14 protein-coding genes are annotated in these 16637 nt (G+C 56.9%); 8 read left to right on the top strand and 6 right to left on the bottom strand.

The window, feature by feature from the left end:
- Positions 1–209 precede the first annotated feature (209 nt).
- From rnc to acpS, 5 genes are all read left to right on the top strand, one after another.
- The gene (gene rnc / locus K7B04_RS23575; protein ID WP_064543445.1) at positions 210–890 is read left to right on the top strand and encodes a ribonuclease III; all 681 of its coding nucleotides are present in this window, start codon (positions 210–212) and stop codon (positions 888–890) included.
- Positions 887–1792, top strand: a complete 906-nt coding sequence (gene era / locus K7B04_RS23570) for a GTPase Era (protein ID WP_223803146.1) — start codon at positions 887–889, stop codon at positions 1790–1792. Before rnc ends, era begins: the two co-directional genes overlap by 4 nt.
- Before the next feature lie 11 nt (positions 1793–1803).
- Positions 1804–2511: a DNA repair protein RecO gene (gene recO, locus K7B04_RS23565; RefSeq protein WP_064543449.1), complete on the top strand. Its 708-nt coding sequence runs from the start codon at positions 1804–1806 to the stop codon at positions 2509–2511.
- Positions 2512–2606: 95 nt separating this feature from the next.
- On the top strand, positions 2607–3338 hold the full coding sequence (gene pdxJ, locus K7B04_RS23560) for a pyridoxine 5'-phosphate synthase (RefSeq protein ID WP_163448314.1): 732 nt from the start codon (positions 2607–2609) through the stop codon (positions 3336–3338).
- The gene (acpS, locus tag K7B04_RS23555; RefSeq protein WP_163448313.1) at positions 3338–3718 is read left to right on the top strand and encodes a holo-ACP synthase; all 381 of its coding nucleotides are present in this window, start codon (positions 3338–3340) and stop codon (positions 3716–3718) included. Before pdxJ ends, acpS begins: the two co-directional genes overlap by 1 nt.
- Here the strand turns inward: acpS and K7B04_RS23550 are convergent.
- Positions 3715–3975: a YfhL family 4Fe-4S dicluster ferredoxin gene (locus tag K7B04_RS23550; protein WP_163448312.1), complete on the bottom strand. Its 261-nt coding sequence runs from the start codon at positions 3973–3975 to the stop codon at positions 3715–3717. The genes acpS and K7B04_RS23550 overlap by 4 nt on opposite strands.
- A 93-nt stretch (positions 3976–4068) precedes the next feature.
- A complete protein-coding gene (locus K7B04_RS23545) occupies positions 4069–4917 on the bottom strand; it encodes a MurR/RpiR family transcriptional regulator (RefSeq protein WP_223803145.1) in 849 nt (282 codons plus the stop codon).
- A gap of 226 nt (positions 4918–5143) precedes the next feature.
- On the opposite strand from K7B04_RS23545, the gene yfhb reads away from it, so the two are divergent.
- A complete protein-coding gene (yfhb, locus tag K7B04_RS23540; RefSeq protein WP_223803144.1) occupies positions 5144–5779 on the top strand; it encodes a phosphatidylglycerophosphatase C in 636 nt (211 codons plus the stop codon).
- Between the two features lie 65 nt (positions 5780–5844).
- Positions 5845–6348, top strand: a complete 504-nt coding sequence (gene tadA, locus K7B04_RS23535; protein WP_163448310.1) for a tRNA adenosine(34) deaminase TadA — start codon at positions 5845–5847, stop codon at positions 6346–6348.
- Positions 6349–6357: 9 nt separating this feature from the next.
- Here the strand turns inward: tadA and K7B04_RS23530 are convergent, their stop codons facing one another.
- The 4 genes from K7B04_RS23530 to mltF all read right to left on the bottom strand — a co-directional run bounded on the left by K7B04_RS23530 (position 6358) and on the right by mltF (position 12247).
- A complete protein-coding gene (locus K7B04_RS23530) occupies positions 6358–7194 on the bottom strand; it encodes a helix-turn-helix domain-containing protein (protein ID WP_167575223.1) in 837 nt (278 codons plus the stop codon).
- A gap of 19 nt (positions 7195–7213) precedes the next feature.
- Entirely contained in the window at positions 7214–9193 is a 1980-nt protein-coding gene (locus K7B04_RS23525; RefSeq protein ID WP_223803143.1) for an amylo-alpha-1,6-glucosidase, read from the bottom strand.
- Entirely contained in the window at positions 9193–10554 is a 1362-nt protein-coding gene (locus tag K7B04_RS23520) for a glycoside-pentoside-hexuronide (GPH):cation symporter (protein WP_163448308.1), read from the bottom strand. Before K7B04_RS23520 ends, K7B04_RS23525 begins: the two co-directional genes overlap by 1 nt.
- Before the next feature lie 154 nt (positions 10555–10708).
- Positions 10709–12247: a membrane-bound lytic murein transglycosylase MltF gene (gene mltF / locus K7B04_RS23515; RefSeq protein ID WP_223803142.1), complete on the bottom strand. Its 1539-nt coding sequence runs from the start codon at positions 12245–12247 to the stop codon at positions 10709–10711.
- A 245-nt stretch (positions 12248–12492) separates the two neighbouring features.
- On the opposite strand from mltF, the gene purL reads away from it, so the two are divergent.
- Positions 12493–16380, top strand: a complete 3888-nt coding sequence (gene purL / locus K7B04_RS23510; protein ID WP_223803141.1) for a phosphoribosylformylglycinamidine synthase — start codon at positions 12493–12495, stop codon at positions 16378–16380.
- The last annotated feature ends 257 nt before the right edge of the window (positions 16381–16637 follow it).

Below are 16637 nucleotides of genomic sequence, written 5' to 3'. Positions count from 1 at the left end.
TGACTTCACGCGGCGGCCAGGCGTGCGCCGCGTGAATTATTTAGTTTTAATCTATTCAAACTAACGACATCCCTTGTCGTTGCGTATAGAATATCCCCCCGAAGTTTCGGATGTCTCTTATGGGAGACACGGCACACGAAACCGCGTTGGTTTCCCTCAGGTCTGTTTCGTGTGCTGCATTGTGGACGCATTTATTTATTTGGTATCGCATGAACCCCATCGTAATTAATCGGCTTCAACGGAAGCTGGGCTACACTTTTCTTCATCAGGAGCTGTTGCAACAGGCGTTAACGCACCGCAGTGCCAGCAGCAAACATAACGAACGCTTAGAGTTCCTGGGCGATTCCATATTAAGCTACGTGATTGCCAACGCGCTCTATCATCGTTTTCCACGCGTGGATGAAGGCGATATGAGCCGCATGCGTGCGACGCTGGTGCGTGGTAACACGCTGGCCGAGATCGCGCGTGAGTTCGAGCTGGGCGAATGCTTGCGTCTGGGGCCGGGCGAGCTGAAAAGCGGCGGCTTCCGTCGGGAATCTATCCTGGCGGACACGGTTGAAGCATTAATCGGCGGGGTGTTCCTCGACAGCGATATTCAAACCGTCGAGAAGCTGATCCTCTCCTGGTACCAGACGCGTCTGGACGAAATCAGCCCGGGCGATAAGCAAAAAGATCCAAAAACACGCTTGCAGGAGTATCTGCAAGGCCGCCATCTGCCGCTGCCGTCTTATCTGGTGGTTCAGGTGCGTGGGGAAGCACACGATCAGGAATTTACTATCCACTGCCAGGTTAGCGGCCTGAGTGAACCGGTGGTCGGCACAGGTTCCAGCCGTCGCAAGGCGGAACAGGCTGCCGCCGAACAGGCGCTGAAAAAGCTGGAGCTGGAATGAGCGAAGAAAAAACCTATTGCGGATTTATTGCCATCGTCGGTCGTCCGAACGTCGGCAAATCCACGTTATTGAACAAGCTGCTCGGGCAGAAGATCTCGATTACCTCCCGTAAAGCGCAGACCACGCGCCACCGCATCGTGGGCATCCATACTGAAGGTGAGTATCAGGCGATCTACGTCGATACCCCGGGCCTGCATATGGAAGAGAAGCGTGCCATCAACCGCCTGATGAACAAGGCGGCCAGCAGCTCTATCGGTGACGTTGAGCTGGTGATTTTCGTGGTCGAAGGCACCCGCTGGACGCCGGACGACGAAATGGTGCTGAACAAACTGCGCGAAGGTAAAGCGCCGGTGATTCTGGCGGTGAACAAGGTCGATAACGTGCAGGAAAAAGCGGATCTGCTGCCGCACCTGCAGTTCCTCGGTAGCCAGATGAACTTCCTCGATATCGTGCCTATCTCTGCGGAGAGCGGGCTGAACGTGGACACCGTTGCCAGTATCGTGCGTAAGCACCTGCCGGAAGCGACACACCACTTCCCGGAAGACTACATCACCGACCGTTCACAGCGCTTTATGGCCTCGGAAATCATCCGTGAAAAGCTGATGCGTTTCCTGGGGGCTGAGCTGCCATATTCGGTGACCGTTGAAATCGAGCGCTTCGTTTCTAACGAACGTGGCGGCTACGACATCAATGGCCTGATCCTGGTTGAGCGTGAAGGGCAGAAGAAGATGGTGATTGGCAACAAAGGCGCCAAGATCAAAACCATCGGTATTGAAGCCCGTAAAGATATGCAGGAGATGTTCGAAGCGCCTGTTCACCTGGAACTGTGGGTGAAAGTGAAATCAGGCTGGGCGGATGACGAGCGCGCGCTGCGCAGCCTCGGTTACGTCGACGATCTCTGAGAATAACCCCGATGGAGGGCTGGCAGCGCGCATTTGTTCTGCATAGTCGCCCCTGGAGCGAGACCAGCCTGATGCTGGACGTCTTCACGGAAGAATCGGGTCGCGTGCGCCTTGTGGCGAAAGGCGCACGTTCCAAACGTTCCAACCTTAAAGGCGCGCTTCAGCCCTTTACCCCCCTGTTAGTCCGTTTTGGCGGCCGTGGCGAAGTGAAAACGCTGCGTAGCGCTGAAGCGGTTTCGCTGGCGCTTCCTCTGAGCGGCATTACGCTGTATAGCGGTCTGTACATCAACGAACTGGTGTCGCGCGTGCTCGAGCACGAAACCCGCTTTTCTGAACTCTTTTTCGACTATCTGCACTGTATCCAGGCGTTAGCTGGCGCAACGGGCTCGCCTGAACCGGCGCTGCGCCGCTTTGAGCTGGCGTTGCTAGGGCACCTCGGCTATGGCGTCGACTTCCTGCACTGCGCCGGCAGCGGCGATGAGGTGGACGACACCATGACCTACCGCTACCGGGAAGAGAAAGGATTTATTGCCAGCGTGGTTATCGATAACAACACCTTTACCGGCCATCAACTGAAAGCGCTGGCTAACCGTGAGTTTCCGGATATTGATACGCTGCGCGCAGCGAAACGCTTTACCCGCATGGCGTTAAAGCCGTATCTTGGCGGGAAACCGTTAAAGAGCCGCGAGTTGTTTCGACAGTTTATGCCGAAGCGGTAACCCTGATTGCACCCATCCCGCTTTTCCCCTCGCCCCTTTAGGGAGAGGCCGGGATGAGGGGAAACGAAGTTAAAAATAAAAACACGAGGATTGTCATGGCTGAATTACTGTTAGGCGTCAATATTGACCACATTGCCACCCTGCGTAACGCACGCGGCACCGCTTACCCGGACCCGGTACAGGCCGCGTTTATCGCCGAGCAGGCCGGTGCGGATGGTATCACCGTGCATTTACGTGAAGATCGTCGCCATATCACCGACCGCGATGTGCGTATTCTGCGTCAGACGCTGGACACCCGCATGAACCTGGAGATGGCCGTGACCGAAGAGATGCTGGCCATCGCCTGTGAAACCAAACCGCATTTCTGCTGCCTGGTGCCGGAAAAACGTCAGGAAGTGACCACCGAAGGCGGTCTGGACGTGGCGGGTCAGTTCGACAAAATGCGTGATGCCTGCAAACGCCTTGCCGACGCGGGCATCCTGGTGTCGCTGTTTATTGACGCCGATGATGCGCAGATTAAAGCCGCCGCTGATGTGGGTGCGCCGTATATCGAAATCCACACCGGCTGCTACGCCGATGCCGTCACTGATGCGGAGCAAGCCAAAGAGCTTGAGCGTATCGCGAAAGCCGCGACCTACGCCGCAAGCCTGGGCCTGAAGGTTAACGCGGGCCACGGTCTCACTTACCACAACGTGAAAGCGATTGCCGCGCTGCCGGAAATGCACGAGCTGAATATCGGCCACGCCATTATTGGCCGGGCGGTGATGAGCGGCCTGAAAGACGCGGTGGCGGAAATGAAGCGCCTGATGCTGGAAGCGCGCGCGTAATGGCGATTCTGGGGCTTGGAACAGACATTGTCGAAATCGCCCGTATTGAAGCGGTGATTGCCCGTAGCGGCGACCGCCTTGCGCGTCGGGTACTTAGCGATAATGAGTGGGCCATCTGGGAGACGCACCAGCAGCCGGTGCGTTTTCTGGCGAAGCGTTTTGCGGTGAAAGAAGCGGCGTCGAAGGCGCTGGGCACCGGCATTCGTAACGGCCTGGCGTTTAATCAGTTTGAAGTTTTTAACGATGAACTGGGCAAGCCGAAGCTGCGTTTATGGGGAGAAGCAAAGTTACTCGCCGAGCGTATGGGCGTGGCCCATCTGCACGTGACGCTCGCTGATGAGCGCCACTACGCTTGCGCGACGGTGATTGTCGAAAGCTAGATTTTGTCCGCGTGATGCATCTGGACAAATTTATCCCACAGCTGCTCTTCACTTTCTAAATGTGCCGGGTCCTTGAGAATGGTATTCGGGATCGGGCACACTTTCTGGCAGGTCGGCGTTTCGTAATGGCCGATGCACTCGGTGCAGCGATCGTGGTCGATCTCATAGATGCTATCACCCATCGAAATGGCCTGGTTAGGGCATTCCGGTTCGCACATATCGCAGTTGATACATTTTTTGGTGATTAACAGCGCCATCAGTAAATTCTCAGTAACTCGATAAACAGGGCGCGCATTATACGCGCATTTTCCGCGCAGGCCATACCTTTTCTGTGGTCATCGCACCGCAGATCAAACCAGCTTTTTCACCAGCGCCTCGCTATGGCGAATACGCTCCGGCGCCTTTTCCAGATCCTGCTGCACCAGGCCCATAAACAGCAGATCCGTGAGCATCATCTGTGCGCTGGTGGAGGAAATCGCGGCACTGCGCGTTGCCTGCTCTTCGGCAATGGTATACAGGCAGTGGGTCGCGCGCTGCTGTAGCGCGTTGGGCGAAAAGCCGGTAATGGCGAGCACTTTGCCGCCTACCCGTAACGTTTCGTCGGCGGCGAGATTGATCTCGCGACGCGCGCCGGAATAAGAGATGGCCAACAGCAGATCGTCCTGCGCCATCGCCTGAACGGTGGCGAGCAGGGCGTGCATATCAAGCTCCGCCACAGCGTTGAAGCCAATTTTCATCAGCTTCCAGCTAAAATTGCGCGCCACCAGCCCGGAAGCGCCGATGCCGGTGAGGATGATGCGCCGCGCGCCGTGTAGCAGGTTGATGGTCTCCAGCAGTTTGTCTTCACTGTTGACGTCCAGTGAAGCATGCATTGCCGCGACGTTATCTTTAATCAGCTTCTCGCCAACCAGCCGTAGCGGATCGTCGCCGCAAATCTGATTATGCACCGGCACCGAGTGCGGGTTGACGTTACTCGCCAGCGCCTCGCTGAGCGCCAGCTTCAGCGCCGGAAAACCCTTGAAGCCGAGCTTCTGGGCGAATTTCACCACGCTGGACTGGCTAACGCCTGCCTGGCTGGCTAGCTGTTGTGAACTTAAATGACGCGCCTGATCCGGCTGCGCCAGAATAAAATCCGCCAGCTTACGATCGCTTTGCGCTAGCTGAGGATAACGCTGGCGGATACTGATTAGACAATTCATAAGAACCTCATGGGCAAGATCGCCACCTTGCGCCAGAACACCGTTCTGATCATCTGCAAGAATTATGTATTCTATTATACCGGAATATACCGAATTAAATATTCCATGCGCCGCTAAAAACGCAACTCTTTTCGCGCATCAGGTCCGTTAACTCGCCGTTTGGCGAAAGACGGTCGACAATCTGCTAGTCTGTGGGCTGGCCCGCTAAGGAATACAGGAGGCTCTTTTGACTAGCCACTCTCGCCGCGTGGTGTTTTTCGACCTTGACGGTACGCTACATCAGCAGGATCTGTTCGGGGCGTTTATCCGCTATTTATTGCGTCGTATGCCGCTTAACGCGCTATTAGTGCTGCCGCTGCTTCCCGCCATTGGCCTGACGATGCTCATTAAAGGTCGTGCGGCCCGCTGGCCGATGAGCGTATTGCTGTGGGGTTGCACTTTTGGGCGACGTGAAGCCACGCTCAAGGCGCTGGAGGCGAGCTTTATTATCTGGTTTCGCGCTACGGTGACGCCCTTTCCGGTGGTGCAGGCGCGTTTAGACAACTATCTTCAGCACCATGAGGCCGACGTCTGGCTGATCACCGGCTCGCCGCAAACCTTGGTAGAGCGTGTCTATGCCGATGCGCCCTGGATGTCGCGCGTGAACCTTATCGGCAGCCAGATGCAACGTGCGCTGGGTGGCCGGGTACTGTCGGTGCGCTGCCTTGGCCATGAAAAGGTGGTGCAACTGGAACAGCGCCTTGGCGCGCCGCTGCGCCTGTACAGCGGTTACAGCGACAGCAAGCAAGATAATCCACTACTCTTTTTCTGTGAGCATCGCTGGCGCGTAACGCCGCACGGCGAGCTGGAACAGCTGGAATAGCGGGCGCTGCGCTTTGCTGGATATTGTGTATAATGCGCCGCGTTTGAAAACCTGGAGTCCCGACGTTGTCCGACATTGAACAAAATCACGAATACTGGATGCGCCACGCGCTGGTGCTGGCTCGTCGTGCCTGGGAAGAGGGTGAGGTGCCGGTTGGCGCGGTGCTGGTACACAACAATCAGGTAATTGGCGAAGGCTGGAACCGGCCGATTGGCCGCCACGATCCCACAGCACACGCGGAAATTATGGCGCTACGTCAGGGCGGGGTGGTGCTGCAAAACTATCGGCTGATCGACACGACCCTCTACGTCACCCTGGAACCGTGCGTGATGTGCGCAGGAGCGATGGTACATGGGCGTATTGGCCAGCTGGTGTTTGGCGCGCGTGATGCTAAAACCGGCGCGGCCGGTTCGCTGATTGACGTGCTGCATCATCCTGGGATGAACCATCGCGTGGAAATCACCGAAGGGGTGCTGGCGGATGAGTGTTCGGCCATGCTGAGCGACTTCTTCCGCCATCGTCGCCAGCAGCAGAAGGCGCTGAAGCAGTCGCTGAAAAATAGCGTTTAACGGGCGAGTCTACGCCACCGTTCGTTTTTCTCTTTCCGCACTCGGCGAATGCTGAAAAAAACGACTGTAGGCCTCGGTTAAACGGGGCAATGAGCTAAATCCGCAGGCGCGGGCAATACTGGCTACCGAGCGTTCGGTGGTGCGCAGCAGTTCCTGCGCTTTCAACAGGCGGTAGCGCTGGACGAACTGATCCGGCGTAAAGCCAGTAAACTCCTTGATAAACCGGTACAACGTGCGTTTGGGAATGGCGCACTCTTCTGCCAGATGCTCCCAGATGACGGCCTGCTGCAAATTGTCCCGAATGCTGCGCAACAGCCGTCGTTTTTTATCATCATAACGACCGCCCCGCGGTAATCTGACGCTGTTCTCCATCAGCATGCCCACGATCGTCAAAAGTATGGCTTCGGTGGTGACGAAGTAAGTGCTGTCATAATCATCATCCGTTTTGCTGTGAATCTCCCCCGCCAGCTGGACCACACGCGCCAGCGTCGCTTCGTTTAATGAGGCCGGCCGCTCGCGGGTCTGCGTCTGAAGCTGCATCAGCAGCGGCAGCAGCGATTTTACGAACTGAAATTCGCCGTCGCGGCGCAGCAGGATATTAATCAGCGACAGATGTCGGGTGGATTCGTAATAGTGAATGTCGTTGGCGGAGACGAAGAAAAAATCGCCCTTAAACACCAGATTGACGCGATCGTTGATGATGTGAAACCCGCAGCCCTCTTTCACGATGACGATTTCGTGAAAATCATGGCCGTGAATATCCGCCATCTCCTGGTCGCGTGAACTGAACAGCGAAAACGCGTGGGTATCGGAGAGGAAGTAGTCCTGGGCGAGCATAATCTTCATTCTTCCTCTCCTGACATTGTTAGTTTACAGGCAGCGTTAACGCTTGCCCGGCGCTAAGTGGCCAGCTTTCGCCGCGCAGCCGCAGCACGCCGCCGCCGCGGGAGGCGCAAACCGTCAGCTGATTGTCGCGTAAGGTGAGCGTGACTTCACCCTCTTTAATCGGCAATGTGCAGTCCAGCACGCTAAAAGGTGCAAGCCACGGTTCAATGGCGAAGGTTTCATAGCCAGGCGTTAGCGGATGCAGGCCGACAAAGTAGCGCCCCAGCAGGTAGAGCGGGCTCGCTCCCCAGGCGTGGCACAGGCTCTTGCCAAACTTGTCGCCGTACATCGCGTAGTGTTCGTCGCCTTTAATATCCGGGTTGTACTCTTCCCAGAAGGTCGTGGCACCCAGCGCCAGCATACCGCCCCAGTAATCGCGCATCCGTTGCCAGACCACATCCTGTCGGCCGCACTGGCACAGCGTATCCAGCTCGAAAAAGGTGAAGTAGGGGGTGACGATGGGGGCAATGGCCTCGTTCATCAGTACTCGCTCGACGATGGTCTGTCGCCGCTCGGGGGTTACGGTATCAAACATCAGCGCGAAGATGTTGGCATGACGAGTCACGTGACGTTTGCCGCTCTCATAGCTATCGATATAGGCGCCTTGCTCTTCGTCCCAGAAGAAGAGGTCGATGCTTTCTGCCAGTTTATCGGCCCGCCGCTGCCACTCGGCAGGATCCGCGCCGACGATCTCCGCGCACAGCGCCAGCGAACGCCAGGCCTTCAGCAGCAGCATCTGTTCGGCGCACACCGCGCCGGTTTTATCGATCTCGGCCCAGTCGATAAAAATCCAGTCGCCTTCTTTACCGCGAATAAAACCGCTTTCGTCGATATCGGGCATCAGCCATTCCATCAGGCTGACCATTTTGCCGTATACCTGACGGACAAACGCCGCGTCGTTGCTCATCAGGTAGTGCTTCTCAATGTTGATCACCCACAGCAGCGAGTAGTCGACGATGGTATTGATATGCTGGCGCATCGGGTCGCGGCCGCGAAGGGCGAGCAGGGTACGGCGGTTGATATCTTCATCGAAAAACAGATATGGGTTGATCAGCGTGCACTGCCAGGCATCGCCTGACCAGATCCAACGGTCGCGTTTCACGCCGTCGATGAAAAACAGATCGCTGCACAGGGCGAAAGTCTCGCGCGAAACCTGCCAGATCTGGTTGATCAGCGGATCGTTGCTGTGGAAGCTGGCGCAACGCGGTTTGGCGATAAATTCATGCTCCGCCGCCAGGCTGACTGCGCCAGGCGCGACATCGGGAATAAAAACGTAGCGGAAGGCGCGTTTACGGATGGCGGAATCCGGCGTGACGTTGGTCTGTGAGTAGTAGCAATATTGGGTGTCCAGCGCTTCCGCCTGGGATTCGCCATAGCACAGCGTCACCGGCGGTTGCTTATCGCTGTTGAAGCTGACCGCGAGCTCCCCATTAACCACGCGCACGAAATCGAAAAGCACGCCGCCATTCATCGCGCGTTCGCTTACCGGCAGCCGTGGTTCACGCTCAAAGTTAACGGCATTGGGAGAGGTCTGCGCCGAGGTATAGAGCGCATCACAGCCCACCGGGGCGGTGTCGATATAGTCACTGGCCAACCAGCTTTCATCGCTAAAGACCCGCTCGCCTTCGACGCGCAACGCGGGAAGCCCGCTGGCATTGGCGACGTAGAAGGTGAGCGTTTGCTCGCCCACCGGGCAGGTGAGAGGGCCGTTGAGCGGCTGTTTTTTGCCGTCAATCTGCGCGTAGCCGGAACCTTCTACCTGTACGGTGAAGGTCTGCGGTTCGCTAAAACAGTAGCGGCGGGTAAAGACGACGCTTTTGCAGCAGTCCTCTACGTGCCAGTAGGCGGGCCAGTCGAAACCGCGCTCTTCGCGCTGCAGGTTTTGCAATAACGCGTGGCGGATCTCAAAGTCTCCGGCCAGCCAGATCCATTTTGCGCGAGTATTACGCCTTGTCATCATCAATTCCCCAGACCTTCTGCATTCAGTAATTTTTGTTCTGCGAGCTGCTTCTTAATCTCTTCATACTGGTTATCGAGGGTATAAAAACGCCCCATCCACAGCATCGAGACCACAATTAACCCCGCCGGGATCCACAGATAGCAGGCTTTAATCGCCATAATCGCCGCCGCCGACTGCTGCGCTTCCGCAACGTAACCGGTCGCCGAGAGCATAAAACCGCTTAATGCCCCGGCTGCTGCCATCGCCACCTTGCCGATAAAACCGTTTACCGAGGTGAGAATGCCCGCCGTGTTGATGCCGGTTTTCCACTCGCCGTAGTCCACCGGATCGGCCTGCATGGAAAAATAGATAGCATTACGTTGCCCGAAGCCCAGCGCCAGCAGCACCGCGCCGGACATCAGCCCCCAGACGTTGACGCCGGAGAGCATCATAATGACCATACCGCCGAGGTTGATGGCGCAGGCCAACTGATACACCTGAATCTTACGCAGCCGTTTGGCGAGGAACGGCACGGTCAGCGTGCCCAGCAGCGGTACAAACGAGGCGATACCTGCCGCCACGGAGGTGAGCGCGGTGTTACCCACGTAATATTTAAAGAAGTAGATAAGCGCGCCGGACTGTAAAAAGAACGCGCCCCACATAAAGAGAATATTGATGGCGAACACCTTCCACGGCGTGTTCTCTTTGAGCCCCTGCCAGGCGCGACGCAGGGTCATTTTTTCCGGCGTAATGGCGTAGCGCTCTTTCACGTTGCAAAAGCTGACAAACAGAAAGAAAGTCGACAGCACGCCGAACAGCGTGGCGGTATAGATAAACCCACGATCCTGATTACCGTTGCCCAACCAATTGACCAATGGCAGCGTGGCGACCGAGACAATCGTCGAACCAATAAAACTGAACATTATTCTCACGGAGGAAAGCACGGTACGTTCATGCGCATCGTTGCTTAAGAAAGGGAGCATCGCGTTATACGGAATATTGACTACCGTAAACATCACCGACAATAAAAAATAGGTGATAAACGCCCATATTAGTTTGCCAGTAGTGCCGAAGTCTGGAATATAAAAGGCGAGAATACATAACAGGCCAAAAGGGATGGCGCCAATCGCCAGCCACGGACGACAGCGGCCCCAACGGGTACTGGTATTATCAATGAGGATCCCCATTAATACGTCCGTGACCCCGTCGGCCAGTCGTGTGATCAAAAACATAATGCCGATATAATAGGCTGGGAGCTTCATTATATCGGTATAGAAATACATTAAATATAATGAAATTAATTGCCACACTAAATTACAGGAAATATCGGCTACGGAAAAACCAAGCCGTAATCTCCAGGGAGACGCCGTTTTTGTTTCCATACAAACCTCATTAAACTCATGGGATAGTTGGCCGTATTAGCGATCCGGCCTGAGCATAGAGGTATTAGATAACAGCGTCTTTGCCGAGTCATCGGCTTGATTTGGCACTGGCGCGGAAACGAGCGTGACGCTGTCGGCGTTTTTGAACGGTAATCTAGTGTTTCGCCGGAAAATAGAGCAGAGAGGCGTCGTTGCCGCTCTGGCTGTCCTGGCGTAAAAAGGAGAACAGCCCGAAAAGATTGCTGTCGCGGTGAAGCTCATCAAGGGTCACCACCGGGTAAGCCTCTGCGATCTCCAGCCGCTCCGTCGCCTTCTTCTCTTTCTCCTGCAAATAGCCCACCAGGCTTATCTGGTACTTACGGATGTTCTCGACGTAGGTATAGGCCTCATGGCCGCGCGCGTAGCCATAGGTCAGCTTACTGTACCATGGCTTCTGGCTGAGCAAAGGCAGGCGCTGTTTTACGTCCGCCCAGCTGTCCGGGTTGCCTTTTTGCTTCGCTGTCAGCGCGCGGGCGTCGAGCATATGCGCGTAGCCCATGTTATAGGCGGCGAGCGCAAACCAGATTTTCTCTTCCTGTGGCACGCTGTCCGGCACCTTATCCATCATGTCCTGCAGATAACGCATGCCGCCGCTGATACTCTGCTCGGCGTCGGTACGATCGCTCAGGCCTAAGCTCTGGGCGGTATTTTTGGTCAGCATCATCAGGCCGCGTACCCCGGTCGGCGAGGTTGCCAGCGGGTCCCAATGCGATTCCTGGTAGGAGATGGCCGCCAGCAGCTTCCAGTCTATTGCGCTGGCGTACTTTTCAAAGAGCGGTTGCAGGTCGGGCAGGACGTTATCGACCGCGCGCAGGAAAGAGCGCGTATCGACGTAGTCAAAGTCGTCGCCGTGCCCAAGGTACTTTTCTTCAAGGCGGGCGAGGGTGCCGTCTTCATTCATATTATTGAAAAAGTCGAGCATGGCTGCAGAAAGCGTGTTGTCGCCGTCTTTCAGGCTAAACCAGGTCACCGGCTGTTCGTCGGTGACGTCGAGCGCGACGGCCAGCTCGGGATGTACGCGCTGGAACAGTCCGATGGCGACGGAATCCGCGATCGTGTAGTTGAGTTTACCGTCGATGACCACCTGCATAAGATCGACCGAACCGCGTTTGTCATCCACCGTCCAGGCGAGGTCGGGGTATTTCTTCTCTTTTAACGTCTGGAGATCGTTGATGACCACCTGCCCCGGCGCGACGGTGAGTTGCTCTGCGGTGACATTACTCAGGCTACGCGGGCGGTTGCTGCCCACACGGTAGACCAGCTGTTGTGAGACGGAGTAGTAGGTTGGCCCCGCCTGGTAGTTCTGTACGCGTTCAGTGTTATAGACCAGCCCGGCGGCCAGTAAATCGGCATCGCCGTGGTCCAGGTCGTCAAACAGTTGGCTGATATTCTGACGCACGGTTATCTTCAGTTTGACGCCGAGGTAGTCGGCAAACTGTTGGGCCAGCTCGTAATCAAGCCCATACACTTTGCCGTTAATGGTGGCGTAGGTCAGCGGCGACTGGACGGTACTGACGCGCAGCTCCCCCCGCTCCACAATGGCGGCGATGCGATTCTCTGGTTTGCCAAACCAGGGGAGTGAGGGCCAAAGGGCCGCTGCCAGCAGCAACGTGACAACGCCGATCAGCAGATAATTAATCTTTAATTTTTTCAAACGGTTAATTCGCTGAAGTACCCGAGTGTGTCCCTGATAACATTACGGTTTGTTACAGAATGAGCGGCATTTTGCTTAAGATTACGCCAGTTGGCAACTGATTCGCGATGTGCGTCACACCTATTGGTAAAGACGAGAGATGATTTTATTTCGACGCAAACGGTTTCGTCAGGCCGCAGGATTCTCTATAATAGCCGCCGTTCTCCCCCATTGCGCACACTGAAAGCTGAGAAGACGAGAGACTTATGATGGAAATTCTGCGTGGTTCGCCTGCACTGTCTGCATTTCGTATTAACAAACTGCTGACGCGGTTTCAGGCAGCCAACCTCCCGGTAAGCAATATTTACGCCGAGTATGTCCATTTTGCCGACCTGGACGCGCCGCTGACCGAAGACGAGCGGGCCCGACTCGAGCGACTGTTGCAGTATGGCCCAAGCCTCAACAGCCATACCCCTACCGGTAAACTGCTGCTCGTCACTCCCCGTCCTGGCACTATCTCTCCCTGGTCTTCCAAAGCTACTGACATCGCCCACAACTGTGGCCTGCAGCAGGTGCTGCGTCTGGAACGCGGGGTGGCCTACTACGTTGAAGCCGCAAGCCTGACCGACGCGCAGCTGAACGCCGTGGCGGCGGAGCTGCACGACCGCATGATGGAGAGCGTGTTTGCTTCCTTACAGGATGCCGAAAAACTGTTTGCGCATCATCAGCCTGCACCGGTCTCCAGCGTCGATCTGCTCGGCCAGGGCCGTCAGGCGCTGATTGACGCCAACGTGCGTCTCGGCCTGGCATTGGCGGAGGATGAAATCGACTATCTGCAGGATGCGTTCAGCAAACTGGGGCGCAACCCGAACGACATCGAGCTGTACATGTTCGCGCAGGCCAACTCCGAACATTGTCGCCACAAGATATTTAACGCCGACTGGATTATCGACGGTAAACAGCAGCCGAAGTCGCTGTTTAAAATGATTAAAAACACCTTCGAAACCACCCCGGATCACGTGCTGTCGGCCTATAAAGACAACGCCGCGGTGATGGAAGGCTCTGAAGTTGGACGTTACTTCGCCGACCACAAAACCGGTCGCTACGATTTCCATCAGGAACCAGCCCATATCCTGATGAAGGTGGAAACTCACAACCACCCGACGGCCATCTCTCCGTGGCCGGGCGCGGCAACCGGCTCAGGCGGTGAAATTCGTGATGAAGGCGCCACCGGGCGCGGCGCGAAGCCGAAAGCCGGGCTGGTGGGCTTCTCTGTTTCCAACCTGCGTATTCCTGGCTTCGAACAGCCGTGGGAAGAAGATTTCGGCAAGCCGGAACGTATCGTTACCGCGCTGGATATCATGACCGACGGCCCGCTGGGCGGCGCGGCGTTCAACAACGAATTTGGTCGCCCGGCGCTCACCGGTTACTTCCGTACCTACGAAGAGAAGGTCAACAGCCATAACGGCGAAGAGCTGCGCGGCTACCATAAGCCGATCATGCTGGCGGGCGGGATCGGCAACATTCGCGCCGATCACGTGCAGAAAGGCGAGATCGTCGTTGGCGCGAAGCTGATCGTCCTTGGCGGCCCGGCGATGAATATCGGCCTCGGCGGCGGGGCGGCTTCTTCAATGGCCTCCGGTCAGTCTGACGCTGACCTCGACTTTGCTTCCGTACAGCGCGACAACCCGGAAATGGAGCGTCGTTGCCAGGAAGTTATCGACCGCTGCTGGCAGTTGGGCGATGCCAACCCGATTCTGTTTATTCACGACGTCGGCGCGGGCGGTCTGTCTAACGCCATGCCGGAGCTGGTGAGCGACGGTGGGCGCGGCGGTAAATTCCAGCTGCGCGACATCCTGAGCGATGAGCCGGGCATGAGCCCGCTGGAAATCTGGTGTAACGAATCCCAGGAACGCTATGTGCTGGCGGTCGCCGCCGATCAGTTGCCGCTGTTCGACGAACTGTGCAAGCGCGAGCGCGCACCGTACGCGGTGATTGGTGAAGCAACCGAAGAGCAGCATTTAACCCTGAGCGACAGCCATTTTGACAACCAGCCGATCGACATGCCGCTGGATGTGCTGCTGGGCAAAACGCCGAAGATGACGCGCGACGTACAGACGCTGAAAGCGAAGGGCGAAGCGCTGGCGCGTGAGCAGATTACGCTGGCTGACGCGGTCAACCGCGTGCTGCACCTGCCGACCGTCGCCGAGAAAACCTTCCTCGTGACCATCGGCGACCGTACCGTTACCGGTATGGTGGCGCGCGACCAGATGGTTGGCCCGTGGCAGATTCCGGTAGCCAACTGTGCGGTCACGACCGCCAGCCTCGACAGCTACTATGGTGAAGCGATGTCTATCGGCGAACGTGCGCCAGTCGCGCTGCTGGACTTCGCTGCCTCCGCTCGTCTGGCGGTAGGGGAAGCGCTGACTAACATCGCCGCCACGCAGATCGGCGATATCAAACATATTAAGCTGTCGGCAAACTGGATGTCCGCCGCCGGTCACCCGGGTGAAGACGCCGGTCTGTACGAAGCGGTGAAAGCCATCGGTGAAGAGATGTGCCCGCAGCTGGGCCTCACCATTCCGGTGGGCAAAGACTCGATGTCGATGAAAACCCGCTGGCAGGAAGGCAACGAACAGCGCGAAATGACTTCGCCGCTGTCGCTGGTGATTTCCGCCTTTGCCCGCGTGGAAGACGTTCGCCACACCATCACGCCGCAGTTGGTGACCGAAGACAACGCCCTGCTGCTGATTGATCTCGGCAAGGGCCACAACGCGCTGGGCGCAACGGCGCTGGCGCAGGTGTACCGTCAACTGGGCGACAAGCCGGCCGACGTGCGCGACGTGGCGCAGCTGAAAGGCTTCTACGACGCGATTCAGGCGCTGGTGGCGCAGCGTAAACTGCTGGCCTACCACGACCGTTCCGACGGCGGCCTGCTGGTCACCCTGGCAGAGATGGCGTTTGCCGGTCACTGCGGCGTGGAAGCCGACGTGGCGGCGATGGGCGACGATCGCCTGGCCGCGCTGTTCAACGAAGAACTGGGTGCGGTGATTCAGGTCCGCGCCGCTGACCGCGAAGCGGTGGAAGCGATTCTGGCGGCCAACGGTCTGGCCGACTGCGTGCATTACCTTGGTAAAGCCGTTGAAGGCGACCGCTTCACTCTGACCGCCAACGGTCAGCCGGTGTTCAGCGAAAGCCGCACCACGCTGCGTATGTGGTGGGCAGAGACCACCTGGCAGATGCAGCGTCTGCGCGATAACCCGGAATGTGCCGATCAGGAACATGAAGCGAAAGCGAACGATAACGATCCTGGCCTCAACGTGAAGCTCACCTTCGATATCGATGCGGATGTTGCGGCACCGTATATCGCTACCGGGGCGCGTCCAAAAGTGGCCGTACTGCGCGAGCAGGGCGTGAACTCCCACGTTGAGATGGCGGCCGCCTTCCACCGTGCGGGCTTCGACGCTATCGACGTCCACATGAGCGACCTGCTGGCAGGGCGCACCGGTCTGGCGGACTTCCAGGCGCTGGTGGCCTGCGGCGGTTTCTCCTACGGCGATGTACTGGGCGCGGGTGAAGGCTGGGCGAAATCCATCCTCTTCAACAACCGCGTGCGCGATGAGTTCGCCACCTTCTTCCATCGCCCGCAGACGCTGGCGCTGGGCGTATGTAACGGCTGCCAGATGATGTCAAACCTGCGCGAGCTGATTCCGGGTAGCGATCTGTGGCCGCGCTTTGTGCGTAACCATTCCGACCGTTTTGAAGCGCGCTTCAGCCTGGTGGAAGTGACCAGCAGCCCGTCGCTGCTGCTGGCAGGTATGGAAGGCTCCCGCATGCCGATTGCCGTTTCCCACGGTGAAGGTCATGTGGAAGTGCGTGACGGCGCACACCTCGCTGCGCTGGAAAACAAAGGTCTGGTGGCGCTGCGCTTCGTCGATAATTTCGGTAAGGTAACCGAAGCCTACCCGGCGAACCCGAACGGCTCCCCGAACGGCATTACCTCGGTCACCAACGAAAGCGGCCGCGTTACTATCATGATGCCGCACCCGGAACGTGTGTTCCGTACCGTGGCGAACTCCTGGCACCCGGAAAACTGGGGCGAGGATAGCCCGTGGATGCGTATCTTCCGCAATGCGCGTAAGCAGCTTGGCTAATCCTTCCAGCCCCTCTCCGGAGGGGCTTTTTTTATTCTGCGGTTTAGGTAGGGCGGCAACGCGATACTGAAATTTCGCAGGTGTCGGTAAATCCCGACATATCCCCCAGGTGAGTGTCTCCAAATGGAGACGTTTAATTATTTGATTTTAATGTGATTTATTTTTATTGAAAAAGAGTGTCTCTGATTGGCGACGTTGTGGGTAAATTACGTGCAATTCGTTAACTGCGCTTTTTAAATATATTCTCCATATATTTC

The sequence above is a fragment of the Kluyvera sp. CRP genome (genome assembly GCF_019930565.1).
Classification (GTDB): Bacteria; Pseudomonadota; Gammaproteobacteria; order Enterobacterales; family Enterobacteriaceae; genus Kluyvera; species Kluyvera georgiana_A.
The sequence above is the reverse complement of the archived record's forward strand: the minus strand, read 5'-3'. Positions and strand labels throughout refer to the sequence as shown.

Bases quoted from the DNA above. Each gene is read 5' to 3' on its own strand.
- rnc (WP_064543445.1), top strand. From the start codon at position 210: ATGAACCCCATCGTAATTAATCGGCTTCAACGGAAGCTGGGCTACACT.
- era (WP_223803146.1), top strand. From the start codon at position 887: ATGAGCGAAGAAAAAACCTATTGCGGATTTATTGCCATCGTCGGTCGT.
- recO (WP_064543449.1), top strand. From the start codon at position 1,804: ATGGAGGGCTGGCAGCGCGCATTTGTTCTGCATAGTCGCCCCTGGAGC.
- pdxJ (WP_163448314.1), top strand. From the start codon at position 2,607: ATGGCTGAATTACTGTTAGGCGTCAATATTGACCACATTGCCACCCTG.
- acpS (WP_163448313.1), top strand. From the start codon at position 3,338: ATGGCGATTCTGGGGCTTGGAACAGACATTGTCGAAATCGCCCGTATT.
- K7B04_RS23550 (WP_163448312.1), bottom strand. From the start codon at position 3,975: ATGGCGCTGTTAATCACCAAAAAATGTATCAACTGCGATATGTGCGAA.
- K7B04_RS23545 (WP_223803145.1), bottom strand. From the start codon at position 4,917: ATGAATTGTCTAATCAGTATCCGCCAGCGTTATCCTCAGCTAGCGCAA.
- K7B04_RS23530 (WP_167575223.1), bottom strand. From the start codon at position 7,194: ATGAAGATTATGCTCGCCCAGGACTACTTCCTCTCCGATACCCACGCG.
- K7B04_RS23525 (WP_223803143.1), bottom strand. From the start codon at position 9,193: ATGATGACAAGGCGTAATACTCGCGCAAAATGGATCTGGCTGGCCGGA.
- K7B04_RS23520 (WP_163448308.1), bottom strand. From the start codon at position 10,554: ATGGAAACAAAAACGGCGTCTCCCTGGAGATTACGGCTTGGTTTTTCC.
- purL (WP_223803141.1), top strand. From the start codon at position 12,493: ATGATGGAAATTCTGCGTGGTTCGCCTGCACTGTCTGCATTTCGTATT.